Genomic DNA, 25,572 nt, shown 5'->3' with positions numbered 1-25,572 from the left:
GACCCGCCCATGAGCGAGAACAAAACCAGTCTGCGAATCGGTATCGTGGCCGGCGAGGCCTCCGGTGATATTCTCGGCGCCGGCCTTGTGGCGGCGCTGCAGGAGCGCTTCGATGAGGTGATCGTAGAGGGCATCGCCGGTCCGCGCATGCTTGCGCTCGGCGCCAAGTCCCTGTTCCCGATGGAGCGTCTGTCGGTGATGGGGCTGGTGGAGCCGCTCAAGCGATTGCCGGAGTTGCTCGGCATCCGCAAGCGCCTGCGTCAGCATTTTCTCGCCAATCCGCCGGATGTCTTTGTCGGTATCGACTCCCCCGATTTCAATCTCGGTCTCGAGGAAAGCCTGAAGGCCGCCGGCATTCCGACGGTGCACTACGTCAGCCCCTCTGTCTGGGCGTGGCGGAAGGGGCGGATAAAAAAGATCGCCCGCGCCGTGGACCATATGCTGACCCTGCTCCCATTCGAGGCGGATTTTTACCAGGAGCACGGGGTGCCGGTCAGTTTTGTGGGGCATCCATTGGCAGATGACCTGCCGCTGGCCCCGGACGTGGAAGGGGCCCGCGAGGAACTCGGTTTTGATGTGGAAGACCGGATTGTGGCGCTCTTGCCGGGGAGCCGTGGCGGTGAGGTGCGCTATCTCGGTCCCCTGTTTCTGCAGGCAGCGCGCTGGTGCCATCAGCGGCAGCCGGATCTCAAGTTTGTTTTACCTGCCGCTAACGACGCCCGCCTGTCGGAGATCCAGGCCCTGCTCAAAGATTTTCCGGAGCTGCCGCTGACATTGCTGGACGGGCGCTCGCACGAAGCGCTGACGGCATGTGACGCGGTGCTGATCGCTTCCGGGACCGCGACTCTGGAAACCCTGTTGCTGAAGAAGCCGATGGTGGTGTCCTACAAGATGGGTGCGATGTCCTACGCCATCTTCTCGCGGTTGCTGCAGACCCCATGGGTTTCCCTGCCCAACCTGCTGGCGCGCCGGGAGCTGGTACCAGAGATACTTCAGGACGCCGCAACACCCGAAAGTCTCGGTGCGGAGCTGCTGAAGTTTTTCCAGGATCCCCTGCTGCGCGATCAGCTGCAGCGGGAGTTTAACGATATTCACCAGCAGCTGCGTCGCAACGCCTCCGCAAGGGCGGCAGATGCAGTCTGCGCACTGATCAAACCAAAGCAATGAGCAAAGTCGAACTTCCTCCCTATGTCTGTCCCTATGAGGGCAATCTGCTCGCCGGTGTCGATGAGGTCGGTCGCGGCCCGCTGGCCGGTGACGTGGTGGCGGCTGCCGTCATCCTCGATCCGGCGCGGCCCATCGAGGGGTTGGCGGATTCCAAGAAGCTGACCGAGAAAAAGCGCGAGCGCCTTTTTGATGAGATCCGCGAGCGGGCTCTGTCCTTCGCCATTGCCAGGGCGACAGTCGAAGAGATCGACCGGCTCAATATCCTGCAGGCCAGCCTGTTGGCCATGCGCCGCGCGGTGGAGCAGCTCTCTGTGCAGCCGGAGTTCGTGCTGGTGGACGGCAATCGCAAGCCGGACTGGTCCTATGCCTGCGATACCGTGGTGAAGGGAGATGGGCGGGTGGCCGCGATCGGTGCCGCCTCGATTCTGGCCAAGGTGACCCGGGACCGGGAAATGGTAGAGCTGGATACGCGTTATCCGGGCTATGGCCTGGCAGGTCACAAGGGCTACCCGACCAAAGCGCACATGGCGGCGCTGGAGAGGCTGGGGCCGAGTCCGATACACCGCCAGAGCTTCGCGCCCGTCAAACAGCTTTCCATGGATCTGGTCTGAGCGATCGCTCGAACTGCCTGCCGGTGCCGGCAGGCTTCCAGCTTATTGACCCATCTTGCGCACCCGGGCGCGGGTGATCATCTTGTCGGAGACTTCGACGATCTCTACCAGGTAGTCGAGGATGTAAAAGCTGATATTGCCGTCGGGGATGCTTTCCAGGTGCTCCATGGCCAGCCCGTTGAAGGTCTTGGGGCCGTCCGTGGGCAGCTCCCAGTGCAGGGTGCGGTTGATGTCGCGGATTGAGGTGCCACCCTCGATCAGGTACCAGCCATCGCCGAGCGCGGTAATCTCCTCGTCCTCGCTGGGTACCGGACTCGCGGTGAAATCGCCGACAATCTCCTCCAGCAGGTCTTCCAGGGTGACAATCCCCATGACCTCGCCATACTCATCCACCACCAGACCCATGCGGCGCTTCTGCTTCTGGAAGTTCATCAGCAGCGTGGGCAGGGGGGTCGCCTCGGGTACGAAGTAGGGTTCGTCGGTGTAGCTCTTGAGGAGGTCTGTACTGAATTCCTGCGGGCCGCCCCTCAGGATCTGCGCAGCCCGTCGGAGATGCAGGACACCCACCACCCGGTTGATATCTCCCTGAAAGACCGGCAGGCGTGTATAACTGCTCTCCGCCAGCTGCTGCAGGATCTCGTCGCCGGTGTCTTCCAGGTCGACACCGACCACCTCATTGCGGGGGATCATGATGTCCTCCACCGTGGCCTGGTCCAGGTCGAGCACGTTCAGCAACATGCCTTTGTGCTTGCTGGGAAGCAGCGCTCCGGACTCGAATACCACCGTGCGCAGCTCTTCCGGTGCCAGGTGCTCGGCGTCGGAGCCGGCGGTCGCCTCGACGCCCACCAATCGGGCGAGGCCGTTGGAAATACTGCCGACCAACCAGACCACCGGGGCCAGCAACCACAGCAGGGGCTTGAGAACGACCGAGGCGGGAAACGCGATTTTCTCCGGGTGCAGGGCGGCGATGGTTTTCGGGGTGACTTCGGCAAAAATCAAAATCACCAGGGTCAGGATGATACCGGCGTAGGCGAGGCCGGCGTCGCCATACAGCCGGGTGGCAATGGCGCCGGCGATCATGGAGGCGAGGACGTTAACCAGGTTGTTGCCGATCAGGATCACCCCAATCAGCTTGTCCGGCCGCGAGAGTAGTTCCATCGCCCGCTTGGCGCCGCGGTGCCCGCTCTTGGCCTGATGGCGCAGGCGGTAGCGATTCAGCGTCATCATGCTGGTTTCGGAGCTGGAGAAAAAAGCGGAAATGGCAATTAGCAGGGCCAGCAGGCCGAACACCAGGCCGGGCGGTATGTCGTTCAAGGTGGAACTCTATCTATGGACGAACGGGGATAGTGAAACAGAATTCCGGCAGTCGCAAGTGCAGCCGGCCGCCCCAGTCTGTCAGTTGCGCTGCAGGATCACCTCGAGCACCAGTTTGCTGCCGAAATAGGCCAGCAGCAGCGCGGCAAACGCGGCCAGTGTCCAGCGTACCGCCGTGTTACCGCGCCAGCCCCATTTCCAGTGGCCCCACAGCAGAATGCTGTACAGCAGCCAGGCGAGGATCGACAGGGTTGTCTTGTGCACCAGATGCTGGGCGAAGAGATCATCCAGAAACAGGAAGCCGGTGATTAGCGATGCGGTGAGCAGCAGCTGGCCGAAGGCGATCAGGCCGAACAACAGCGATTCCATGGTCTGCAGCGGTGGCAGGAAACGGCTGATGGCGCCCGGGCGGTGATTGTGCAGCTGCTGGTTCTGGTAGTAGAGGTAGATGGCCTGCAGAGTGGCTAGAGTCAGCAGCGCGTAGGCAGAAATGGAGAGCAGGGCATGCACGGCCACGCCAGCGGAGAGCTGTTCGCGGGGAACGCTTCCGCCCCAGCCATTGACTGCGGCCAGCTCAGCCAGGGCAGCCAGGGGCCCGACAATCAGGATTAGCAGGTGCAAGGGGCGCTTGATCGCCAGGATCAGAATCAGCAGGTTCACCGTCCAGGCGACCAGCGACAGCATGGCGGTAAAATCGAAGCGGTAGCCGGCGGGGGAGATCAGGGTGTTGACCAGCGAGGCACCATGGGTCAGTAGCGCACCAGTGAGCAGCCCCAAGAGCAGGCGGTTGTCGGGTTGGCGCTTTTGCGAGACTGCCAGCGCGGCCACGACTGTGGTCGCCAGGTAGAGGAAGATTGCCGTCCAGTGGGCCAGAGCCGCCATCGATAAGTCCGTGTCTCGTTTGCGATAGGGCGGCAGTGTGTCACAGGCCGCGGTGGCAGGAAAGCCCGCCCCGCGGGAGTTTCTGCCGCACCCCCTCCTGAGCTATACTGCCGCGCCTCAGAGACCGCACCGACGGCGCGCAGTAAAGCCGTCACCAGAAATACCGAGACGTATCTATGTTCGACAATCTCAGTGACCGCCTCTCGTCGGCGCTCAAGAAAGTCACCGGCAAGGCCCGCCTCACGGATGACAACATCCGCGATACCCTGCGGGAAGTGCGCAAGGCACTGCTGGAGGCGGACGTGGCGCTGCCTGTGGTCAAGGCCTTCGTTCAGCAGGTGCGCACCGCTGCGGTAGGTCAGAAAGTCAGCAAGGCGCTGAACCCGGGCCAGCAGTTCGTCAAGATCGTCCAGGACGAGCTGGTCAAAGTGATGGGTGAAGCGGCGACGCCGTTGAACCTGGCTGTGCAGCCGCCGGCCGTGATCCTCATGGCTGGCCTCCAGGGTGCAGGTAAAACCACCAGTGTGGCAAAGCTGGCCAAGTACCTGCAGACCCGCGAGAAAAAGAAGGTGATGGTGGTGAGTGCGGACGTCTATCGTCCCGCGGCCATCAAGCAGCTGGAGACGCTCGCAGGGGAGGTGGATGCACTGTTCCATCCCTCGACACCGGAGCAGAAGCCGCTGGATATCGCCAAGAGCGCGATGGATGCTGCGCGGAAGCAGTTTGCCGACGTCCTGATCGTGGATACCGCCGGCCGCCTGCATATCGACGAGCAGCTGATGGATGAGATCCGTGAATTGCACGGTACCCTCGATCCCGCTGAAACCCTGTTCGTAATCGACGCCATGATTGGTCAGGACGCGGTGAATACCGCCAAGGCTTTCGATGAGGCCCTGCCGCTCACCGGTGTCATCCTCACCAAGGCGGACGGTGATGCCCGCGGCGGTGCTGCGTTGTCTGTGCGGCATGTGACCGGCAAGCCGATCAAGTTTATCGGTGTCGGCGAGAAGACCGATGCCCTGGAAACCTTCCACCCTGACCGGATCGCCTCGCGCATCCTCGGTATGGGTGACCTGCTCTCCCTGATCGAGGAGGCCGAGCAGAAGATCGACAAGACCAAGGCTGAAAAGCTGGTCAAAAAGGTGCAGAAGGGCAAGGGCTTTGATCTCGAGGATCTGCGCGACCAGCTGCAACAGATGCAAAATATGGGCGGCTTTGGCTCCCTGCTGGAGAAGATGCCCGGCATGGGCAACATGGCCCAGATGGCTCAACAGGCCGATATGGGTAAGGAGTTCAAGCGTATGGATGCCATTATCAGCTCCATGACGCCTGCCGAGCGCCGTAACCCGGATATCCTGACCGGCTCCCGCAAACGCCGTATTACGGCGGGTTCTGGCACCCAGATCCAGGACCTGAACCGCCTGCTCAAACAGCACAAGCAGATGGGCAAGATGATGAAGAAGCTCAAAGGCGGCGGCATGAGCAAGCTGATGCGCGGTATGGGCGGAATGCCCGGCATGGGCGGCGGTGACATGGGTGGTCTCGGCGGTATGCCCGGCGGTTTACCCCCGGGTTTCCGCAAGAAATAAGGGCGGGAAAAACCGTTCAATTACACGCTATACAAAATTCAGGCGGTACATTAGAATACGCCGCCTTTCAGCCGGGTGAGCTACCGGCAAAGTTGTTGTAGGTGGTCGCCGATCGCGACTGCCCAGTATTGAAACTACAGGAAAGCTACATGGTAACCATTCGTTTGGCTCGTGGCGGTGCTAAGAAGCGCCCGTTCTATCACCTGACAGTCACTGACAGCCGCAAATCCCGCGACGGTCGTTTTATCGAGCGCGTTGGCTTCTTCAACCCGGTTGCCCGTGGTCAGGAAGAGCGTCTGCGCATCGACCGTGAGCGCGTTGATTACTGGGTAAGCCAGGGCGCGCAGGTTTCTGATCGCGTCAGCAAGCTGCTGAAAGAAGCCGCTTAATTTATTGTCCCTGCGAGCGAGTACGCCTGTGGCTGATAACAGTCCCGAAACCGGAGAACTGGTCACAGTTGGGCGTATTACCGCTGTGTATGGGGTCCGGGGTTGGGTCAAGGTCCACTCCTTTACCGACCCGATGGACAATATCCTGCAGTTCCAGAAATGGTGGCTGCGGGGCGAAAGTGGCTGGGAGCCCCTGGCTATCGATGGCGGTAAACGCCATGGCAAGGGGTTGATCGTGCACATCAAGGATGTGGATGATCGCGATCTGGCTGCCCGCTTCTGTCAGCGGGATGTCGCCGTCTCCCGAGCGGAGATGCCTTCCTTGCAGGAGGGCGAATACTACTGGCACCAGCTGGAAGGCCTGCAGGTGATCAGTCGTTTTGGTGGCTCCGAGCACGACTTTGGCAAAGTGGCACGGTTGATGGAAACCGGCGCCAACGATGTTCTGGTGGTGCGCGGTGGCAGTGACCGGCGCGAGCGCTTGATCCCCTATATTCCCGGGGAGTTCGTCACTGATATCGACCTGGAAGCCGGTGTGATCACCGTCGACTGGGATCCGGACTTCTGAGCTGATGGGCGCCAAGCGAATTGCGCTTGTGACCATCTTTCCGGAGATGTTCGCGGCACTGACTGACTACGGCATCAGTGGCCGCGCTGTCAAAGACGGCTTGCTGGAAGTGCGCTGCTGGAATCCCAGGGATTTCACCAGTGACCGCCATCGCACTGTGGACGATCGCCCCTATGGAGGCGGTCCGGGCATGGTGATGCTGGCGGAGCCTCTATACCAGGCTCTCAGCGAAGCGCGAGCCTGGGCGGAAGAGGGCGGTGAACCCGCGCGGTCCATCTACCTGTCCCCGCAGGGGCGACAGCTGGATCAGCCGGGAGTCGAGGAGCTCTCCGATGCCGGCAACCTGGTGTTGTTGGCTGGTCGTTATGAGGGTGTCGATGAGCGCTTGATCGAGATGCTCATCGACGAAGAGTGGTCCATCGGCGACTATGTTTTAAGTGGTGGCGAACTTGCTGCCATGGTGATGGTGGATGCCATTACGCGACTGATCCCCGGGGCTCTGGGGCACGATCAGTCCGCTGTGGAGGACTCCTTCGCCCAGGGATTGCTGGACTGCCCGCACTACACCCGGCCCGAGGAGTATCGTGGCAGGGTGGTGCCGGAAGTACTTTTGTCCGGTAATCACGAGAGAATTCGTCGCTGGCGTCTCAAGCAGTCGCTGGCGCGCACGCTGGACCGGCGGCCCGATCTTTTAAGCGGGTTGGCGCTCAGCGAGGAGCAGGCACAATTGCTGGAGGAAATCCGGCAGGCGCGCAGCTCCGAAGAAAGTTGATGCCGAATTCGCCGGGAGGCGTGAGTAGTTCGGTGAACTAGCTGTGAAGCTACACAAACTCTTATTTGGGAGTATTCCAAATGACCAACAAAATCATTCAGCAGCTGGAACAGGAACAGCTGAAAAGCGAAGTTCCTGCCTTTGCCCCGGGCGACACCGTTATCGTTCAGGTAAAGGTAAAGGAAGGTAACCGCGAGCGTCTGCAGGCGTTCGAAGGTGTGGTGATCGGCAAGCGTAACCGCGGCCTGAACTCCTCCTTCACCGTGCGCAAAATCTCCCACGGCGTGGGCGTAGAGCGTACCTTCCAGACTCACAGCCCGCTGGTTGACAGCATCTCTGTCAAGCGTCGCGGTGACGTGCGTCAGGCCAAGCTGTACTACCTGCGCAACCTGACTGGTAAAGCGGCGCGTATTAAAGAGAAGCTTAACTAAGCTTCTCCCGCGCGATGCAAAAAAACCGGAGCTCAAGAGCTCCGGTTTTTTTTTGCCGGTGAAAAGTGCTTGTCGATTTGCACACCGGAGGATGTGGTTAAATAGGCCGATGCAGGACTTACAGCAACAGGAAGCTTACATCGCGCGCTGGCTGGATATGCTCTGGGCCGAGCGCGGCGCCAGTGAGCACACGCGCGCTGCGTATGGGCGTGATCTGCGGACCTTCGCCGGATTCTGCGCAGCGGTGGGCATCGGGCTATTGGCGGTCGGGCGCGAGCATGTGCAGCGGTTTCTCGCCGATCGTCACCGGGAGGGGATCTCTGCCCGCTCCACCGCCCGCGCCCTGGCGGCGCTCAGAGGGTTTTACCAGTACTGCCTCCGGCAGGGGTTGATTCAGGAGGATCCTGTCGCCCTGGTAGAAAACCCCAGACTGCCAAAACCCCTGCCGAAATCCCTGTCGGAGGCCGATGTGGAGGCCCTCCTGGAGGCACCGGATGTCGAGACGGAACTGGGCATGCGGGACCGGACCATGTTGGAGCTGCTCTATGCCTGTGGTCTGCGGGTGACAGAGCTGGTGGACCTGCGGGTGTCGCAGGTCAATCTTCGCCAGGGTGTCGTCCGGGTGACGGGCAAGGGTCGCAAGGAGCGGCTGGTGCCGATGGGGGAAACGGCGCAGTCCTGGCTGCAGGGCTATCTGAGCGAAACCCGCCCATTGCTGCTCCCGCTCGGGCAGAGCGACGTCTGTTTCCCTGGCCGGGCTGGACAGTCAATGACCCGTCAGGCCTTCTGGTATCGAATCAAACACTGGGCGAAGGTTGCTGGTATTGAAAAGCCGCTCTCGCCACACACCCTGCGCCACGCCTTTGCCACCCACTTGTTGAATCACGGTGCCGACCTGCGCGTTGTGCAGTTATTGCTGGGGCACACGGATCTCTCCACAACCCAGATTTACACCCAGGTGGCCAAGGCCCGTCTCAAGTCCCTGCATCGGGAGCATCACCCCCGCGGATGATTGTGTGACTGTATGGTGCAGGGAGTTCGGCGTCAGCGGCGACAAAGGGCGCCGTTTGATGCCATACTCGCGGGAACTGTGTGCTGGCGGCAACGTCGAAGCCATGAATCGAAAGAGGAGCTATCCAGAATGAAGTATGTCAAGAAGCCGCTGGTGCTGGTCGGCACGGTGCTGGCCCTGCTCGGCGGTGCCGCCCATGCGGAGGTCGATGCGGAGACCGCCAAGGCGATCAAGGCGCGCCTCAAGGAAGGCAATCCCAAGGCCACCTACGGCGAAGTCCTAGAGAGCCCGATGAAGGGGGTCTATGAGGTGGAAGTGGACGGTGGCAACACGCTGTTCGTGTCAGAGGACGGCAAGCACTTCATTTTTGGTGATCTCTATCAGGTAGAGGCGGGCAGCCTGGTGAACGTCTCTGAGCAGCGCCGTGCCGGACAGCGGGCCAAGGTAATGGCCACGCAGAACCTGGATGACATGATCGTCTTCTCCCCGAAAGGGAAAAAGAAGGCACATATTTATGTGTTTACCGATGTGGACTGTGGTTATTGCCGCAAGCTGCACAATGACGTGCCGGAGCTCAACAAGCGCGGTATCGAGGTGCGTTATCTGGCATTCCCGCGTGCGGGGCTGAACTCGGTCGGGTACCGCAAGGTCGCCACCGCCTGGTGTGCCGATGATCCGAACAAGACCCTGACCGCACTGAAGAACCGCGAGAATGTGCCGCTGAAAGTCTGCAAGGACAACCCGGTGGCCGCCCAATACCAATTGGGTAATGACGCGATTGATGTCCGCGGTACCCCGACTATTGTGATGGAGGACGGTACCGTTGTCCCCGGCTACCTGCCGCCGGATACCCTGGTAAAAGCCCTCGGTATCTGATGTCTTTCCCGGGCGGTGATACCGTCCGGGCATTCCCCTTTCCTGGTCGCCGGCTGCCTCTCTTGTCGCATTGAAGACATGAGCCGCGAGCCGCCGGTGTGCCCCTGTCCTAACTGCGCAATTTTATTGACATTTTGCCCTTCCAGTCAGTAAGGTTGACTTCCTTTTTCTGTTTTTAAAATCATTTATTGCGCTGTTACCTGGCTGCAATCCCGGCTGTGGCCCCGCTACTTATCAATAGCGGCAGATCCGGCGGGAGAGGGAAGCCGTTTGCGCGGGGGGAAGTTGTGAGCGCAACCGTCGAAGAAACCATTCAATACGCATCACAGGAAAGTCCGGATAGCCCGAGGCGCACCGTACGTGTTGGCATCTGTGGCCTGGGCACCGTGGGAAGCGGCACGGTCAATGTGATGAGCCGTAATGCTGCGGAAATTACCGCGCGCTGCGGCCGCCCGGTGGAGATCGTGCAGGTCGGTGCCCGGCGGGATAACCCCGCCTGCGATACCAGCCAGATGCAGGTTTCCCGGGAGATTTTCGACGTAGCCACCAATCCCGAGGTGGATATTCTGGTGGAGCTCATCGGCGGCACTACTGTTGCTCGCGAACTGATCCTCACTGCCATCGAAAATGGCAAGCATATCGTCACCGCCAACAAAGCCCTTATTGCCGAGCACGGCAATGAGTTGTTCGAGGCTGCAGCGAGCAAAGGTGTGACCATCGCCTACGAGGGCGCTGTGGCCGGTGGCATTCCTATCATCAAGTCTCTTCGCGAGGGGCTTGTCGGCAACCGTATTCAGTGGCTCGCCGGGATCATCAACGGCACCGGCAACTACATCCTCACAGAGATGCGGGAGAAAGGGCGCACCTTCGAGGAGGCCCTGGCACAGGCACAGGCACTGGGATATGCCGAAGCCGACCCCACCTTCGATGTTGAAGGTATTGATGCGGCTCACAAGCTTGTGATCATGGCATCACTGGCTTTCCGCATGCCGCTGGCGTTCGACAAGGTCTATACCGAGGGCATCAGCGGGATCTCCATCGAGGATATTCGCTACGCGGACGAACTGGGCTACCGCATCAAGCACCTGGGCATTGCTCGCGGCACAGAGCAGGGCGTCGAGTTGCGGGTGCATCCGACCCTGATTCCCCAGCGCCGCCTGATTGCCAGCGTCAACGGCGTAATGAATGCCGTGATGGTCAGCGGTGATGCCGTGGGGCCGACACTCTATTACGGCGCGGGCGCAGGGGCCGAGGCGACAGCATCGGCGGTGATCGCCGACATTGTCGATGTGGCCCGTACCCTCGAGGCCACTCCCGACCAGCGGGTACCCCTCGCAGGCGTGGCCGCCGGTGGGCAGGGGCAGAACTGCGTACTGCCGATGGACGAAGTGGTGACCAGTTATTACTTGCGGATCTCCGCACATGACAAACCCGGCGTTATGTCGCAGGTGGCGAAGATCTGCAGTGACCAGGGCATCAGTATCGAAGCGCTGATCCAGCACGAGCCCGCCGAGGGCGAGGCGCTGGTGCCGGTCGTCATTCTCACCAGTCGTGCCAAAGAGGCGCGGCTGCGGGAGGCTGTCAGCCAGATCGAGGCCCTGGATACTGTCGAGGGTGAAGTCGTGCGTATTCGAGTCGAGCCGCTGGGCTGAGGCACGTTGACCCGATGATGGGGATGCCCTGCTGATGCGGGCTTCCCTTATCCCCTCACAAGCCCCGTTTCCTGTTCCAACCAGCTAGCAGAACCACCGTGAAATTTATCAGTACCCGCGGCCGTGCGCCGTCGCTCTCTTTTTCCGATACCGTCCTCGCCGGACTCGCCAGCGACGGCGGCCTTTATGTGCCGGAATCCCTGCCGAGTTTTTCCGTCGAAGAGATCCGCGCGATGTCCGGTCTGGACTACCGCGAGTTGGCATTCCGCATCATCCAGCCGTTCGTGGGCGGCGAGCTTATGGACGAGGAGCTGCGCGGAATCATTGAGCGCGCTTACCGAAATTTCCGCCACGGCGCGGTGGCACCGCTGGTGCAGACCGGCAGCGGCGAATGGATTCTGGAGCTCTTCCAGGGGCCGACGCTGGCATTCAAGGACTTCGCCCTGCAGTTCCTCGGCCAGCTGTTTGATCACCTGCTGAAGAAGCGCGGTGAGCGGGTAGTGGTCATGGGGGCGACGTCGGGGGATACGGGCTCCGCGGCCATCGAAGGCTGCCGTCACTGTGAAAATATCGATATCTTTATCCTGCATCCCCACAACCGGGTATCTGAGGTGCAGCGGCGCCAGATGACCACGGTGCTGTCGGACAATGTTTTCAATATCGCCCTCGAAGGCAACTTCGACGATTGCCAGAATATGGTCAAAGCCAGTTTTGCCGATCAGTCTTTCCTGCCGGACGGGCGCCGGCTGGTAGCGGTGAACTCCATCAACTGGGCCCGGATCATGGCCCAGATCGTTTATTATTTTTACTCAGCAGTGAGCCTGGGTGCGCCGGACCGTACGGTGAATTTCTCGGTGCCGACCGGCAACTTCGGCGATATCTTTGCCGGTTACCTGGCCCGCAAGATGGGCTTGCCGATCGATCAGCTGGTGATTGCCACCAATGCCAATGACATCCTGCATCGCTGCATCAGTGGCAACGACCACACGCCAAAAGAGCTGGTGCACAGTCTGTCGCCGAGCATGGATATCATGGTGTCGAGCAATTTCGAACGGCTGCTCTTTGACCTCTACGACCGCGACGGCGCGGCGGTAGCCGATCTGCTTGCTGACCGCTCTGCACCCATGCACCTGAGCGAGGATGCGTTGAAGAGAGCACGGGAGGTCTTCTCCTCCTGGACTGTGGACGATCAGCGCACAGTCTCAGTTATTCGGGAAGTCTACGAATCTTGCGGTTACATCCTCGACCCCCACACCGCCATCGGCGTGGAGGCGGCACGACAGGTGCGCCGCTCACAAGAGCAGCCGATGGTTTGCTTATCTACCGCGCACCCGGCAAAATTCCCGGATGCGGTAGCCCGTGCGCTGCCAACCAAACAGATCCCCCTGCCTGCGCATATGCAGGACCTGTTCCAGCGTGAGGAGCGCATGAAAGTGCTGCCCAACGAGCTGGCCAAGGTTCATGACTTTATGGCGACGGCACTGGGGGCAGGCTGAGCCGGTCACTCAATTCGCTGAGTGAGCGGCCAGCGGGCCCCTCGGTACAACCGATAAGCTGAGCGAGATGAACACAAAAATTCAGCGACGGCCAGTGGACTTGTCCACTGGCCGTTTTGCTTCTGACACTCCCGAAATTCTGCAGCGCGTGCTGCTGGGGCGCGGTGTTACCAGTGAAGAGGAGCTGGATCACCGGCTCAACCGGCTGCACGCTCCTGAGGCAATGCGCGGCCTCTCCGATGCTGTGCGTATCCTCGAACAGTCCGTGCGTGCCGGAGAAAAAATCCTCATTGTGGGTGACTTCGACGCTGACGGGGCTACCAGCAGCACATTGGCCGTGTTGGCCCTGGGCGCCATGGGCGCCGCTGGTGTGGATTTCCTGGTGCCGAATCGCTTCGATTACGGCTACGGCCTCACCCCGGAAATCGTCGAGGTGGCGAAGGACTACGGACCGGATCTGCTGATCACCGTGGACAATGGAATCTCCAGTATCGACGGTGTGGCCGCGGCCCGCGCTGCCGGTATGAAAGTCGTGGTTACCGACCATCACCTGCCCGGCAGCGAACTCCCGGATGCCGATGCCATCGTCAATCCCAATCAGCCGGACTGTGAGTTCCCGAGCAAGAATCTGGCCGGAGTGGGGGTGATTTTCTATCTGCTCAGCCGTTTGAAGAGCGCACTGGAGCAGGGCGGCTGGTTTGCGGAATCCGGCATCGCACCGCCGAATATGGCGGAGTACCTGGATCTGGTGGCGCTCGGCACCGTGGCGGATCTGGTCCCGCTGGATCGCAACAACCGCATCCTGGTGCATCAGGGCATTGCCCGTATCCGCGCCGGCCGCTGTCGACCGGGTATCGAGGCGCTGCTCGAGGTGGCGGGGCGGGATCAGCGGCGACTGTCCACCACCGATATTGGTTTTATCCTCGGTCCGCGTATCAACGCCGCCGGTCGCCTGGACGATATCGGCACCGGCATCCGCTGTCTGATGACCCGGGACCCCAGCGAGGCGAGGGAACTGGCCGCGGAGTTGGATGCGCTGAACCGGGACCGCAAGGCCATCGAGCAGGGTATGCAGCGGGAGGCCATGGCGGCGCTGGAGAAACTGCAGCTGGAGGGTGAGGTTCCCTGGAGCCTGTGTCTCTATGACGAGCAGTGGCACCAGGGGGTGGTGGGTATTCTCGCCAGCCGCATCAAGGAAAAATTCCACCGCCCGGTCATTGCATTTGCCGAGGGGGACAACGGCCTGATCAAGGGCTCGGCCCGCTCGATCCCGGGCCTGCATATCCGCGACGCCCTGAGTGATGTCGCGGCCACCCGCCCTGACCTGATCACCAAGTTTGGCGGCCACGCCATGGCGGCCGGCCTCAGTTTGCCACGGGACAATCTGCCGGCGTTTACGGAGGCCTTCGAAGCGGCAGTGCGTGCGCGTCTCACCGAGGCGCAGTTGCAGGCGGTGATCGATTCGGACGGCGCGTTACAGCCTGCGGATTTCACCCTGCAGACGGCAGCAGCGCTGCGTGCACTGGCGCCCTGGGGGCAGGCTTTCCCGGAGCCTACTTTCGATGGCGAGTTTCTGCTGTTGCAGCAGCGCATCGTCGGTGAGCGGCACCTGAAAATGGTGGTGGCGCCGGAGTCCAGTCCGCAGCAGGCCCTGGATGCCATCGCCTTCAATGTGGATACGGACCAGTGGCCTCAGCCCACAGAGCGCGTGCGCCTGGCTTACAAGCTGGATATCAACGAGTTTCGTGGCAGGGAATCGCTGCAGTTGCTGGTGAATTACCTGGAGCCTGCTTGAGGGGCTTACCCCGCGGAGGGTGAGTGGTTGCTCGCTCTCTCGCGGATACAGGCACGAAGCTTGCCGAATCCCCCTGCGCAAACTGGAGGCAGTTATTTGCTGCCCCGGCGAGACCCTTCTTTTGTTGTAACGTTAAAAATCTGGAACTGATCATGAAAACAGAACAGGCAAGAGCGGAGCTGCTGCTGTTGCTGGCTGCGTTTTTCTGGGGCCTGGCATTTGTGCCCCAGAAGATTGCCATGGACCACCTGCCACCGCTGGCATTCAATGCCTGGCGATTTATCCTGGGCGGATTGATCCTGATACCGATCGTCTACTGGCTGTCTTCACGCCGCGAAGTGGCTACCCCGCAACCCGGTGTGCCGATCCGCAGTCGCTGGCGGGACTGCTTCGGCGGTGGCGCCATCCTCGGGTTCTGGCTCTTCCTGGGGGCCGCGTTACAGCAGGGGGGGCTGGTCTACACCAGCGCCGGGCGGGCTGGATTTATTTCCGGAATGGAAATGTTGCTGGTTTCGGTAATCGGTCTCTCCCTCGGCAAGCCGACCAATCGCTGGACTTGGGGCGGTATCGCCATCGCCTTACTGGGGCTCTACTGGCTCAGTGATTTCACCGAAGAAGCACAGCTTATCGGCGACTTGCTCGTGTTTGCCGGTGCTTTCGCTTTCGCCATCCAGGTGTTGACGGCCGACCGGCTGGTGCGCGGATTCCACGCGCTGCGCCTGGCGGTGGTGCAGTTTCTCTGCTGCGGTATCCTGTCGGCAATTGCCTCGCTGATTGTTGAGGACGCCTCCTTGCAGGGTGCAGTGGATGCCGCCTGGCCGATTGCCTACATGATGATCTTCTCCACCGCGGTTGCTTTTACTTTCCAGCTGTTGGGCCTGCGTCACGCGGCGACTTCACATGCGACGGTAATCATGAGCCTGGAGGCGGTATTCGCACTGGTTGCGGGCTGGCTGATCCTCAATGAGGTGCTCGCATTGAAGGAGCTGATCGGCTGCAGCCTGATGCTGGCGGGGATGCTGCTCAGTCGCTACGGTGCCCATGCGGGGAGTCACCACTGATGCTGGAGGTAATCGACCTGTCCGTTTTGGCGCTGTTCGTGCCGACCTTTTTCTTTGTCTCGATCACCCCGGGCATGTGTATGACCCTGGCCCTGACGTTGGGCATGACTGTTGGGGTCCGTCGTACTGCCTGGATGATGCTTGGGGAGCTCGCCGGTGTGGCCCTGGTGGCCGTATCCGCGGTGCTGGGTATCGCCGCCTTGATGCTCCGTTATCCCGAAGCCTTTCAGTTGTTCAAGTATGCCGGTGGTGCCTATCTTGCGTGGCTGGGTGTGCAGATGTGGCGCGCCCGTGGGCGCATGGTGATGGTGGCACCAGATGAGCGGGCAAAAGGGCCACCGCCTGCGCGCTCCGCGCTGGCGCTGCAGGGTTTCCTCACTGCGGTGGCCAATCCCAAAGGCTGGGCGTTTTTTATTGCCCTGTTGCCGCCGTTTATCAGCGATGACCGCCCCCTGGCGCCCCAGCTTGCGGTGCTGATTGCTATCATTCTGCTATTGGAAACCCTGTGCATGTTGATCTACGCCACTGGCGGTCGCACCCTGAGTCGCCTGTTGGAGCGGGGTGAAAACGTCCGCCTGGTTAACCGCGTTGCCGGCACACTGATGCTGTCGGTAGGAGCCTGGTTGGCCTTTGGCTGATCGGGCCGTCACAAGCTTCACGGAGGAAGCTCACACATGAAACGCACATCTTTGATTTTTCTGGCACTGATTCTCGCTCTGGGCGCGGTGGGGTGTGAGCAGCGCGTCGAGAAAGACGCAGAGCAAGCCTCAGGTAGCCCGGAACAAGCGAAGGCGCCAGTTGCCGAATCAACGGACGAACCAGCTGCTCAGGCATCAGGTGACCAGGAACCACTGATCTGGGTATTTCGGCACCGCCGCGCCAAGCAGTGCTACGGTGACGATATGTCACTCGAGGAGAGTGTTACCAAGCTGAAGGGTGCGGGCGTGGCCGTGCACCAGTCCCACTGCGGCTTGCGCACTGACGTGGTTTACACGTCCGGTTGCAGCGAGCCTACAGGGGACATCCTGCTGCACCTGATACGGGGCCATGCGCTGGATGCTGCCCTGTCGGAGGGGTATGGCCCGGCAGAACAGATTCAACACCAGAAGGTGGAGTGCCCGAAGGATGGCTCCGGGGCTTCCACTCCCGAGTCCCCTGAATAGTCCAGTGAATCATCACAGGGCGGCGGGCGCATTGACGGGCTTCGGGCTTCCCGAGGGATTTGATGAATTGGCTTTATGGAGGAAGCGCAAGTGACTAGGAACACTCTTTTACTGATGCTGCTGGCTGTGGTGCTGGGCGTGACGGCCTGTGGGCCGAAAGAGGTCGAGAAACCTGCCAGGGAAGAGCAGGTCGCAACGCCTGAAAAGCCTGAGGAAAAAGAGGAACAGCCTCCTGCCAGGGCGGAGGAGCTGATCTGGGTATTCGAGAGCCGGGGCAGCCTGCAGTGTGAAGGGGGAGGCACAACCCTCGCAGAGAGCAGCTCCCGGCTGTCAGCAGAGGGAGTGACAATCCATCAATCCCGCTGCGGCGTCCGCACAGACCGTATGTATCCCGCCGTCTGTGGCGGCAAGACCGGTGACATTCACCTACACCTGATCGACAAGAGATCCCTGGATGCCGCCCTGCAGCTTGGTTTCGATCCCGCCCAGCAGGCGCAATACCAGAGCAAGGATTGCCCCAGCGGCGAGAATTGAGCCAGCAGGACGTCACCTCGCTTCCCGAGCCTGGCCGGGGCGCAGACCCCGGCCGTATGCCGCCACTGGCAGTACCCCGCCGCGCTACGGTAGAATGCGCGCCGCCTTAAATTTGCCCGGAAGCCGAGAGATCATGGAAATCAACCCTCTCCTGAACCAGCTGAAAGACCTCGAAGAGCGCACAGGCGTTCTTAGGGGGTATCTTTGACTACGCCAGCAAGAAAGAGCGACTGACCGAAGTCGAGCTGGAACTGGCCGAGCCCTCCGTCTGGGACAATCCGGACCGCGCCCAGGAGCTGGGCCGTGAGCGTGCCTCTCTGGAAGCTGTCGTTACCACCATCGAGAACCTGGATTCAGGGATCGCGGATTGCCGCGAGCTGCTGGATATGGCCGTGGAGGAGAATGACGAAGACTCCGTGGACGAAGTGGCCGCAGAAATCGAGGGGCTGCAAAAGCAGCTGGGGGTACTGGAATTCCGCCGCATGTTCTCCGGCGAGAACGACCCCAACAATGCCTACCTGGAAATCCAGGCCGGCTCCGGTGGCACCGAAGCCCAGGACTGGGCTGAAATGCTGCTGCGCATGTACCTGCGCTGGGGCGAGGCGCATGGTTTCAAGACCACCCTTGAGGAGGCCTCTGCGGGCGACGTGGCGGGCATCAAGAGTGCCACTATCCACTTCGTCGGTGATCACGCGTTTGGCTGGCTGCGCACCGAGACCGGTGTCCACCGCCTGGTGCGCAAGTCGCCGTTCGATTCCGGCAACCGTCGTCACACCTCCTTCACCTCTGTCTTCGTCTCCCCGGAGATCGATGACAACATCGAGATCGAGGTGGACAAATCGCAGGTGCGCGAAGACACCTACCGTGCTTCCGGCGCCGGTGGTCAGCACGTGAACAAGACCGACTCCGCCGTGCGACTGACCCACATTCCCTCGGGAATCGTGGTGGCCTGCCAGAGCGAGCGTTCCCAGCACCAGAACCGGGATAAAGCCTGGAAGATGCTGCGAGCCAAGTTGTACGAGCAGGAGATGCTCAAACGCAACGCCGAAAAACAGGCCATGGAAGACAGCAAGGCCGATATCGGCTGGGGCAGCCAGATTCGCTCTTACGTCCTCGACGACCAGCGCATCAAGGACCTGCGTACCAGCGTACAGACCAGCAACTGCCAGGCGGTGCTGGACGGAGATCTGGACCAGTTTATCGAGGCCAGTCTCAAGGCCGGTCTCTGATCCCCGGCAGGGCGCCAGTAGCCATAGTAGCTAAAGGCGCCCGATCAATCTGATTGAATCGCTTTCACCATTTACCATTCCGTATTGGAAGTTCCCATGACCGAGATCCAGCAAGACGAAAACAAGCTGATTGCCGAACGCCGTGCAAAACTTGGCGCGATGCGCGAAAAGGGCAATGCGTTTCCAAACAGTTTCCGCCGCGAGAACCTGGCAGCCGATCTGCAGCAGGCGTTTGGCGAGAAGAGCAAGGAAGAGCTGGAGGAGCTGGGTAAATCCGCCTGCGTGGCGGGTCGGATCCTCGCGAAGCGTGGTCCGTTTATGGTGATCCAGGACGTTTCCGGGCGCATTCAGCTCTATGCGGACAAGGCGACCCAGAAAAACCTCAAGGAGCGCTTCGGCGGCTGGGATATCGGCGATATCGTGGGGGTGCAGGGCACACTGCACAAGTCCGGCAAGGGCGACCTGTACGTGAACTGTGAGGAGTACACGCTGCTGACCAAGGCGCTGCGTCCGCTTCCCGAGAAATTCCACGGTATTGCTGACCAGGAGCTGCGCTATCGCCAGCGCTATGTGGACCTGATCGCCACACCGGAGTCGCGCGACGTGTTCCGCATCCGCTCGCAGGTGATCAATTACATTCGCAGCTTCCTGAATGGCCACCACTTCATGGAGGTGGAAACACCGATGTTGCAGGTGATCCCCGGTGGCGCTACTGCGCGACCGTTCGTTACCCATCACAACGCGCTGGATATCGATATGTACCTGCGTGTGGCGCCGGAACTTTACCTGAAGCGCCTGGTGGTCGGTGGTTTCGAACGGGTTTACGAGATCAACCGCAATTTCCGCAACGAAGGGCTGTCCACCCGGCACAACCCCGAGTTCACCATGCTGGAGTTCTACCAGGCTTATGCCGACTACAACGACCTGATGGATCTGACTGAAGAGATGCTGCGCGGAATCTGCAGTGATGTGCTGGGCTCAACTACGGTGGAGTATCAGGGCAGCACTTATGATTTCGCCAAGCCGTTTGCGCGGTTGTCCGTGTTTGACTCCATCCTGCGTTACAACCCGGGTCTGTCTCATTCCGATATCGACAATATCGACAGCGCCCGCAAAGTGGCCGGAGACCTGGGTATTCCGCTGAAAGACAGCTGGGGCCTGGGCAAGGTACAGATCGAGATCTTCGAGAAGACCGTGGAACACCGCCTGGACCAGCCGACCTTTATCACCGAGTATCCGACCGAGGTTTCTCCGCTGGCCCGTCGCAATGACGACAACCCGTTCGTCACCGATCGCTTCGAGTTCTTCGTCGGCGGCCGCGAAATCGCCAACGGCTTCTCCGAGCTGAATGACGCCGAAGACCAGGCCGAGCGCTTCAAGGCCCAGGTGGCCGAGAAAGATGCCGGTGACGACGAGGCCATGCACTACGACGCGGACTATATCCGTGCGCTGGAGTATGGCCTGCCGCCGACAGCGGGTGAGGGAATCGGTATCGACCGCCTGGTGATGCTGCTGACCAACTCACCCTCAATCCGCGACGTGCTGTTGTTCCCGCATATGCGACCCGAGGTCACAGGCGAGTAACCTGGGCCTTGTGCCGGGGTAGCGTGGGCGCAGAAAAATGCTCCTGCCTACTCCGGGATCAGTGCTTGAAGCGATGCGGCAACCACCTACTGCGCTACCGAAATCGTGCAGCGCGGGCAGTGGTCGGTTAAGGCGCTTCCCCGTCTGAATCCTGCCTGGGCGGATACGCGCTGAATATGCTCTCTACGCCCAGTGGCCCAGCTGTCACATAGAGCGTTTCCTCGAGGTTGCTCTGCTGGCGCCTGACTACTACAGGCACGCTGCTGCCTGGCACTGCCTCGGCCAGTAGCGATCGCATGGTGCGCGGGTCCGTGACGGTAACGCCGTTATAGGATAAGACCGTATCTCCCGGGCTTATTCCGGCTTTCGCTGCGTTCGAGCCCTCGAGAACCGCAGTGATCAAGGTCCTCTCCCTCGGTGCTATCGCCTCTCGATACCGCTCGTATTCCCACGGGCTCAACTCGCTCTCGAGCATGTCAGCGATGTTGTCGTAGCGCTCCAGTTCCCGTGCGATCGCGGCTGCCTCGGCGGAAGATTGATCGTCCAGATGATCATACTGATGGCGGAGTTGCTGCTGCTCGTAGCGAAGTTGCCACTCGCGCCCCAGGATATAGTTGGTCCTCTCCTGACTGATACCGGCATCCATCAAGCGTTCCTTCCGAGTCACACCAAGGCGGCGTTTCCTGGGGCTGGTCGCCGCTGGCGGTTGCCCGGTGGTACTGGCTCCAGCTGAAACGGTCCCCTGGAGCATCCCGGGACGCTTGGTTTCGACCTGTTGACCATGCACTTCCTCTAAAAGCGTCAACAGGTTTTCCTGGATTGCCCTGGTTTCGGCCAGTGTGCTCTCGAGTTGCGCTATACGCTTTTCCAGCGCATCGCTTGTTGCCGCTCCTATAGGTCGGCTATTGCCTACCGATTGTGTTGATACTATTGGCATACTGACGAGGAAGCCGGTAATCGCAGCGATCACCAGTAGAACGGGTATCGGGATCGCGCGTTGCAGGTGCGAACGCATGGCAGCTCCATGATTTTATTGTTTGTCCAGTTAACAGCAGTTTCCTATTGAATTGCTGGAAGACCGATTGGCGCTGTTAATGCTCGGATTGCCGGAAGTCATTGAGGTTCTGCTTTAGAGTGGGGAAAGGCGCCAATAATGCAATTTCCTGGGCTATCAGGTTCAGCTGGATTTCTAAGCCTCCGTTACGCCAAGGTGTTTCGCGCCACATGTCATGCCATGGCGGAAAGCTCCACGTTGCCGGCTTGGTACATCGGCATGAAAGTACGGCTGAGCAGCAAGCACCCGGGATCACAAACTGGTTGCTGGAGCTGGAGCTGGAGCTGGAGCTGGAGCTGGAGTGACGGGTATCGGCATGCTCACGGCCGTCGCCCTGACGGGGATACGCTCAATTGTCTACCCCTGTATGCCCAGCGGCCCACTGGGCACGTAAATGGTCTCGCGGTTGTTGCTACCCGCACGCTGAATTTCCACAGCGACGGTCTTGCCGGGCGGTACGCGATAGACCTGCTGGCGCAGATCCCCCATATGGAAAATGCGTTGCCCGTTGTAGGAAACGATTCTGTCCCCGGCCTGCAGTCCCGCGTTGTGTGCCGGTGTATTGGGCACGATGCGATTGATATTGACCTCCTGTCCACCGCCATTGGCCTGCAGGTAGAGTTCAAATTCTTCGGGGCTTAAAAGGTGGGAGAACATCTGGCGCGGATTGCTATGGATTTCCAGCTGTTTGCGCAGGGCCAGGGCCTCTTCAGAGGACTTGTCCGCAAGGTGACGGTACTGGTAGGAGAGCTTTGTATGCTCGAACTGGAAGCGCTCGGTTTTTTCCAGCACAAACTGGGCCCGGCTCGGATTCATACCCGCATCGATCAGGCGCTGTAACTGGGAATCGCGATATTGTTTCGCCCGTCTGTTGCGGACCTGTGCCTCTTGATGACGACGGGAATCACCATGCAGGGTAGGTGCGATTGCATTCCTTTCTTCATCATGGAGAGAGCGCGATTCGCCCGCAGTAGACCGATGTAACTCTTCGACCAGTTCAAGCAGTTGCTGCTGGATGCGACTTGAATCGCGCAATTCCCGCTCGAGTATGGCAATCCGTTGCTCAAGGCTGAGTGGGTTGCTATCAGAGGATGCCGAACCCGCTGTAGTTTCCGTGGTCCCGCTGCTGAAGTGCATTGAGAGGGCGCCAACTGCGACAGTCAGGGTTGCAGCGACAGCGACAAGAGCACCCGCGCGCCGCTTGTTCATTGGGTTCTTATCCCACATGTCCTACCTCACTATTCGAGTACTACCAGATGGTCGGGTAGCTCATTCTTGGCCCCGGTCAGTGGCGCTGCCTCTTCGAGTAGATCGCCGCAGCGCTCGATACAGTGGAGAAAGGCATCTGCTGTTCTGCCGCGCTTAACTTCGCCAATAAACTGCTCGACGACCTCGCGCCATGTTTCGTCGCCAATATGCTCCGCCAGACCGCGGTCCGCCAGAATCTCCACATAGTGTTCGGCCTCAGAGACGAAGATCAAAAGGCCCAGGCGCCCCTCGGTGCTGTGGAGCTCCTGCTCCAGGAATTCCCGCCGGGCTACATTGGCGGCGCGCCAGTATTTCACCCTTTTCGGCACCAGTAGCATAGTCAGGGGGCGCCAGCGGAAAAGCAGTGCCAGCAGGATGAACAGAATCCACTGCAGTGTGAATGCTTCGTAGAACTCGATCCACCAGGGCAGGAACTGCAGCAAGGGTGCCAGTAACAGGGCCAGGAACGCGGCCCAGAGAGTTGAGATATACAGGTAGTTGTCCGACTCGCGCGCGAGCACAGTAACCAGTTCCGCGTCCGTGCGCGATTCTGCCTTCTTGATGGCGTCGGATATCCGCCGACGCATCTGGCTCGTGAGCATTACCATCCTCCCGAGGCGCCCCCACCGCCAAAGCCACCTCCGCCACCGCCGAAACCTCCACCAAAGCCACCCCCGAATCCTCCGCCGAAGCCGCCGCCCCCGTAGTAGCCACCGTAGCGGCCGCGCCGATAGCTACCGCGGCTGGGGGGAGGCCCCATCATCGAGCCACCGAAAATCTGCAGCATGATCAGCAGCAGAAAGAGCCCGACCAGCAATGCGACTCTGCGATCCATGCCCGTTTCGGTGGGCTCCGCTACATATTCGTTTTTGATCGCCGCGATGATCGACAGCGCACCTTCCATCACACCACCGTCGAAATCGCCGTTGCGAAAGCGGGGCAGTATCTTGGTGTGGATGATGTTGGAGGAAAGGGCGTCGGTCAGTGCGCCCTCCAGGCCGTAACCCACTTCGATGCGCACCTGCCGCTCATTGGGGGCGACGATCAGCAAGACGCCGTTATCCTTGCCCTCCTGACCGATGCCCCAGTGCCGCCCCAGTTGATAGCCATATTCGGCAATGGTCTGCCCCTGCAGGTCTGGTACCGTGACGATGACCAACTGGTTGCTGGTTTCTTTCTCATGAGCCTGGGCCAGCTCGGTCAGCTGATATTCCGTGCTCGGGCTGAGGAGGTTGGCGTTGTCCACCACCCGGCCGGAAAGCGTCGGAAACTGCAGTTGGGCCCAGGCGAATGCAGCGCAAAGGGCAGCAAATATCCCGAAAATAGCGATAGTCTTGCGGCATTGCATCATCGCTGCTTCTGATAGCCGTTACTGGAAGTCCACTTCCGGTGCTTCCTCCGCATTCTCTTTGGTGGCCTCGAAGGTCGGGCGGAGTGGCATGTCACTGTAGAGGATCTTGTGCCAGATCAGGCCGGGGAAGGTGCGGATTTCCGTGTTGTAGCCCTGTACGGCGGAGATATAATCGCGCCGGGCCACGCTGATGCGGTTTTCCGTGCCCTCCAACTGTGATTGCAGAGCGAGGAAGTTCTGGTTGGACTTGAGATCAGGGTAGCGCTCTACCACGACCATCAGCCTCGAGAGCGCGCCGCTCAACTGCTGCTGCGCCTGCTCAAATTGCTGCAGCTTGGCTGGATCGTTAATGATGTTCTCGTCCACCTGCATAGAGCTGACTTTGGCCCGGGCTTCGGTAACCGCCTGCAGGGTTTCCCGTTCCTGGTCTGCATAGGCTTTCACGGTCTTGACCAAGTTGGGGATGAGATCGGCACGGCGCTGGTACTGGTTTTCCACCTGGGCCCAGGCGGCCTTTACCTGTTCGTCCATGGTGGGAATATTGTTGATGCCACAACCGCTTGCCGAGACGACGAACAACGCCAGGAGTGGCCAGAAAATGAATCGCCAGTACCGACTGTCACGGTCGCTGGATCTAACTGAGAACATAGCTGCTACCCGCTTTTTCCATGTGAGCCGAACAATAATAGCCCCCGGCGGGGTGGTAGCAGCCGCGCGCAGGAAACGAGAAACCGAATGGCACTGAAAGCGACAATATTCAAAGCCCAACTGCAAATCGCCGATATGGATCGGGAGTATTACGACAGCCATCAACTGACGTTGGCGCGCCACCCTTCGGAAACCGATGAAAGAATGATGGTGCGCCTGCTGGCGTTTGCACTCAATGCCGGCGAGCGCCTGGAGTTCACCCGTGGCCTGTCCTCCGACGATGAGGCGGATCTGTGGCAGTGGAGCCTTGGCGGGGAGCTGGAAACCTGGATAGAGGTGGGCTTGCCTTCAGAGGAGCGGATACGCAAAGCCTGTGCCCGCGCAGGGCAGGTGTTGGTGTACAGTTACGGTCGTCGCACCGCTCCGGTATGGTGGCAGAAGCAGAGTGCGGCGCTGGATCGCTTCGATAACCTGAGTGTTTTCCTGCTGCCCGCCGATGCCTGTGACGCGCTCGCTGCCCTGGCAGACCGCAATATGGAATTGCAGGTGACCATCCAGGACGGCCATATCTGGATGAACTCAGACTCCCAGAGTGTGGAAGTCGTGCCTGAACAACTGAAATAAACAGCCCGAATACAAGAGAACGGAGAAGCCAATGCCTTCCTTTGACATCGTGTCTGAAGTAGACAAACACCAGCTTACCAATGCCGTAGACCAGGTGAACAGGACCGTCGGAAACCGTTTCGATTTCAAGGGCGTGGAAGCAGAGGTGGAGATGAACGAATTCACCCTGCTGATCCGCGCCGAGGCTGAAATCCAGCTGACACAGATGGTGGATATGCTCCGTGGGGCACTGATCAAGTGCGATATCGACCCCAAGGCCATGGAGATCGGTGAGATGGAACAGTCCGGCAAAGTGGTCAAGCAGACTGTCACCATGAAGAACGGGCTTGATAAAGAGCTGGCAAAGAAAATTACCAAGTTGATCAAGGACGAGAAAATGAAAGTCCAGGCCTCCATTCAGGGGGACCAGGTGCGTGTCACCGGTAAGAAGCGTGACGATCTGCAACAGGTCATTGCCCTGCTGCGGGAGAAGGACCTGGGTCAGCCGCTGCAGTTCAATAACTTCCGCGATTGAGCGATTTC

Annotated in this window: 27 protein-coding genes; 20 read left to right on the top strand and 7 right to left on the bottom strand. The window is 60.2% G+C overall.

Annotated features, from left to right (window positions below):
• Window positions 1-9: 9 nt before the first annotated feature.
• Both lpxB and rnhB read left to right on the top strand, forming a co-directional pair.
• Window positions 10-1,167, top strand: coding sequence for a lipid-A-disaccharide synthase (gene lpxB, locus AUP74_RS15590; RefSeq protein ID WP_069948362.1), 1,158 nt, complete (start codon window positions 10-12; stop codon window positions 1,165-1,167).
• A complete protein-coding gene (gene rnhB / locus AUP74_RS15585; protein WP_069948361.1) occupies window positions 1,164-1,778 on the top strand; it encodes a ribonuclease HII in 615 nt (204 codons plus the stop codon). Before lpxB ends, rnhB begins: the two co-directional genes overlap by 4 nt.
• Before the next feature lie 42 nt (window positions 1,779-1,820).
• Here the strand turns inward: rnhB and AUP74_RS15580 are convergent, their stop codons facing one another.
• Both AUP74_RS15580 and AUP74_RS15575 read right to left on the bottom strand, forming a co-directional pair.
• On the bottom strand, window positions 1,821-3,092 hold the full coding sequence (locus AUP74_RS15580) for an HlyC/CorC family transporter (protein WP_069948360.1): 1,272 nt from the start codon (window positions 3,090-3,092) through the stop codon (window positions 1,821-1,823).
• 81 nt (window positions 3,093-3,173) lie between these two features.
• Window positions 3,174-3,974, bottom strand: coding sequence for a cytochrome C assembly family protein (locus AUP74_RS15575; protein WP_069948359.1), 801 nt, complete (start codon window positions 3,972-3,974; stop codon window positions 3,174-3,176).
• A gap of 176 nt (window positions 3,975-4,150) precedes the next feature.
• On the opposite strand from AUP74_RS15575, the gene ffh reads away from it, so the two are divergent.
• The 16 genes from ffh (at window position 4,151) to lysS (ending at window position 20,125) form a co-directional block, all read left to right on the top strand.
• Window positions 4,151-5,563, top strand: coding sequence for a signal recognition particle protein (gene ffh / locus AUP74_RS15570; protein ID WP_069948358.1), 1,413 nt, complete (start codon window positions 4,151-4,153; stop codon window positions 5,561-5,563).
• Between the two features lie 149 nt (window positions 5,564-5,712).
• Entirely contained in the window at window positions 5,713-5,952 is a 240-nt protein-coding gene (rpsP, locus tag AUP74_RS15565) for a 30S ribosomal protein S16 (protein WP_069948357.1), read from the top strand.
• A 28-nt stretch (window positions 5,953-5,980) separates the two neighbouring features.
• Window positions 5,981-6,520, top strand: a complete 540-nt coding sequence (rimM, locus tag AUP74_RS15560) for a ribosome maturation factor RimM (RefSeq protein WP_069948356.1) — start codon at window positions 5,981-5,983, stop codon at window positions 6,518-6,520.
• Between the two features lie 4 nt (window positions 6,521-6,524).
• Window positions 6,525-7,292: a tRNA (guanosine(37)-N1)-methyltransferase TrmD gene (trmD, locus tag AUP74_RS15555; protein WP_069948355.1), complete on the top strand. Its 768-nt coding sequence runs from the start codon at window positions 6,525-6,527 to the stop codon at window positions 7,290-7,292.
• 80 nt (window positions 7,293-7,372) lie between these two features.
• Window positions 7,373-7,723, top strand: a complete 351-nt coding sequence (gene rplS, locus AUP74_RS15550) for a 50S ribosomal protein L19 (protein WP_069948354.1) — start codon at window positions 7,373-7,375, stop codon at window positions 7,721-7,723.
• A 109-nt stretch (window positions 7,724-7,832) separates the two neighbouring features.
• A complete protein-coding gene (xerD, locus tag AUP74_RS15545; protein WP_069948353.1) occupies window positions 7,833-8,735 on the top strand; it encodes a site-specific tyrosine recombinase XerD in 903 nt (300 codons plus the stop codon).
• Between the two features lie 129 nt (window positions 8,736-8,864).
• Entirely contained in the window at window positions 8,865-9,611 is a 747-nt protein-coding gene (locus tag AUP74_RS15540; RefSeq protein WP_069948352.1) for a thioredoxin fold domain-containing protein, read from the top strand.
• A gap of 311 nt (window positions 9,612-9,922) precedes the next feature.
• Complete coding sequence (locus tag AUP74_RS15535; RefSeq protein ID WP_069948955.1) at window positions 9,923-11,263, top strand: homoserine dehydrogenase; 1,341 nt, start codon at window positions 9,923-9,925, stop codon at window positions 11,261-11,263.
• Between the two features lie 98 nt (window positions 11,264-11,361).
• Window positions 11,362-12,759 (top strand): threonine synthase, encoded by a 1,398-nt coding sequence (gene thrC, locus AUP74_RS15530; protein WP_069948351.1) that lies wholly within the window; start codon window positions 11,362-11,364, stop codon window positions 12,757-12,759.
• A 67-nt stretch (window positions 12,760-12,826) separates the two neighbouring features.
• Complete coding sequence (gene recJ, locus AUP74_RS15525; protein ID WP_069948350.1) at window positions 12,827-14,554, top strand: single-stranded-DNA-specific exonuclease RecJ; 1,728 nt, start codon at window positions 12,827-12,829, stop codon at window positions 14,552-14,554.
• Window positions 14,555-14,706: 152 nt separating this feature from the next.
• Window positions 14,707-15,615, top strand: a complete 909-nt coding sequence (locus tag AUP74_RS15520; RefSeq protein ID WP_069948349.1) for a DMT family transporter — start codon at window positions 14,707-14,709, stop codon at window positions 15,613-15,615.
• Window positions 15,615-16,253, top strand: coding sequence for a LysE family translocator (locus AUP74_RS15515; protein WP_069948348.1), 639 nt, complete (start codon window positions 15,615-15,617; stop codon window positions 16,251-16,253). The genes AUP74_RS15520 and AUP74_RS15515 overlap by 1 nt, the downstream gene beginning before the upstream one ends.
• 36 nt (window positions 16,254-16,289) lie before the next feature.
• The gene (locus tag AUP74_RS15510; protein ID WP_069948347.1) at window positions 16,290-16,778 is read left to right on the top strand and encodes a hypothetical protein; all 489 of its coding nucleotides are present in this window, start codon (window positions 16,290-16,292) and stop codon (window positions 16,776-16,778) included.
• A gap of 90 nt (window positions 16,779-16,868) precedes the next feature.
• Window positions 16,869-17,312 carry a hypothetical protein gene (locus AUP74_RS15505; protein ID WP_145924429.1) on the top strand — a complete coding sequence of 148 codons (444 nt, stop codon included), beginning with the start codon at window positions 16,869-16,871 and terminating at the stop codon, window positions 17,310-17,312.
• Between the two features lie 133 nt (window positions 17,313-17,445).
• A protein-coding gene (gene prfB, locus AUP74_RS15500) for a peptide chain release factor 2 (RefSeq protein WP_145924428.1) occupies window positions 17,446-18,541 on the top strand; the annotation gives its coding sequence in 2 pieces (ribosomal slippage) (window positions 17,446-17,517 and window positions 17,519-18,541; 1,095 coding nt in all).
• Between the two features lie 96 nt (window positions 18,542-18,637).
• Window positions 18,638-20,125 (top strand): lysine--tRNA ligase, encoded by a 1,488-nt coding sequence (gene lysS / locus AUP74_RS15495; protein ID WP_069948344.1) that lies wholly within the window; start codon window positions 18,638-18,640, stop codon window positions 20,123-20,125.
• Between the two features lie 127 nt (window positions 20,126-20,252).
• On the opposite strand, the gene AUP74_RS15490 is transcribed toward lysS, so the two are convergent.
• The 5 genes from AUP74_RS15490 to AUP74_RS15470 form a co-directional block, all read right to left on the bottom strand.
• On the bottom strand, window positions 20,253-21,140 hold the full coding sequence (locus AUP74_RS15490) for a PDZ domain-containing protein (protein WP_069948343.1): 888 nt from the start codon (window positions 21,138-21,140) through the stop codon (window positions 20,253-20,255).
• A 396-nt stretch (window positions 21,141-21,536) separates the two neighbouring features.
• Window positions 21,537-22,388 (bottom strand): PDZ domain-containing protein, encoded by an 852-nt coding sequence (locus AUP74_RS15485; RefSeq protein WP_069948342.1) that lies wholly within the window; start codon window positions 22,386-22,388, stop codon window positions 21,537-21,539.
• A gap of 29 nt (window positions 22,389-22,417) precedes the next feature.
• Window positions 22,418-23,029 carry a TPM domain-containing protein gene (locus AUP74_RS15480; RefSeq protein WP_226999821.1) on the bottom strand — a complete coding sequence of 204 codons (612 nt, stop codon included), beginning with the start codon at window positions 23,027-23,029 and terminating at the stop codon, window positions 22,418-22,420.
• Window positions 23,029-23,778 carry a TPM domain-containing protein gene (locus tag AUP74_RS15475; protein WP_069948340.1) on the bottom strand — a complete coding sequence of 250 codons (750 nt, stop codon included), beginning with the start codon at window positions 23,776-23,778 and terminating at the stop codon, window positions 23,029-23,031. Before AUP74_RS15475 ends, AUP74_RS15480 begins: the two co-directional genes overlap by 1 nt.
• An 18-nt stretch (window positions 23,779-23,796) precedes the next feature.
• Window positions 23,797-24,426 carry a LemA family protein gene (locus AUP74_RS15470; protein ID WP_069948339.1) on the bottom strand — a complete coding sequence of 210 codons (630 nt, stop codon included), beginning with the start codon at window positions 24,424-24,426 and terminating at the stop codon, window positions 23,797-23,799.
• Window positions 24,427-24,513: 87 nt separating this feature from the next.
• Here AUP74_RS15470 and AUP74_RS15465 point away from each other — a divergent pair, with 87 nt between their 5' ends.
• Window positions 24,514-25,050: a YaeQ family protein gene (locus AUP74_RS15465; RefSeq protein ID WP_069948338.1), complete on the top strand. Its 537-nt coding sequence runs from the start codon at window positions 24,514-24,516 to the stop codon at window positions 25,048-25,050.
• A 31-nt stretch (window positions 25,051-25,081) separates the two neighbouring features.
• Entirely contained in the window at window positions 25,082-25,564 is a 483-nt protein-coding gene (locus AUP74_RS15460; RefSeq protein ID WP_069948337.1) for a YajQ family cyclic di-GMP-binding protein, read from the top strand.
• Window positions 25,565-25,572 lie beyond the last annotated feature (8 nt).

Source organism: Microbulbifer aggregans (assembly GCF_001750105.1).
Taxonomy (GTDB): Bacteria; Pseudomonadota; Gammaproteobacteria; order Pseudomonadales; family Cellvibrionaceae; genus Microbulbifer; species Microbulbifer aggregans.
Note: the sequence above shows the minus strand (reverse complement) of the source record. Positions and strands in the feature narration are given on the sequence as shown.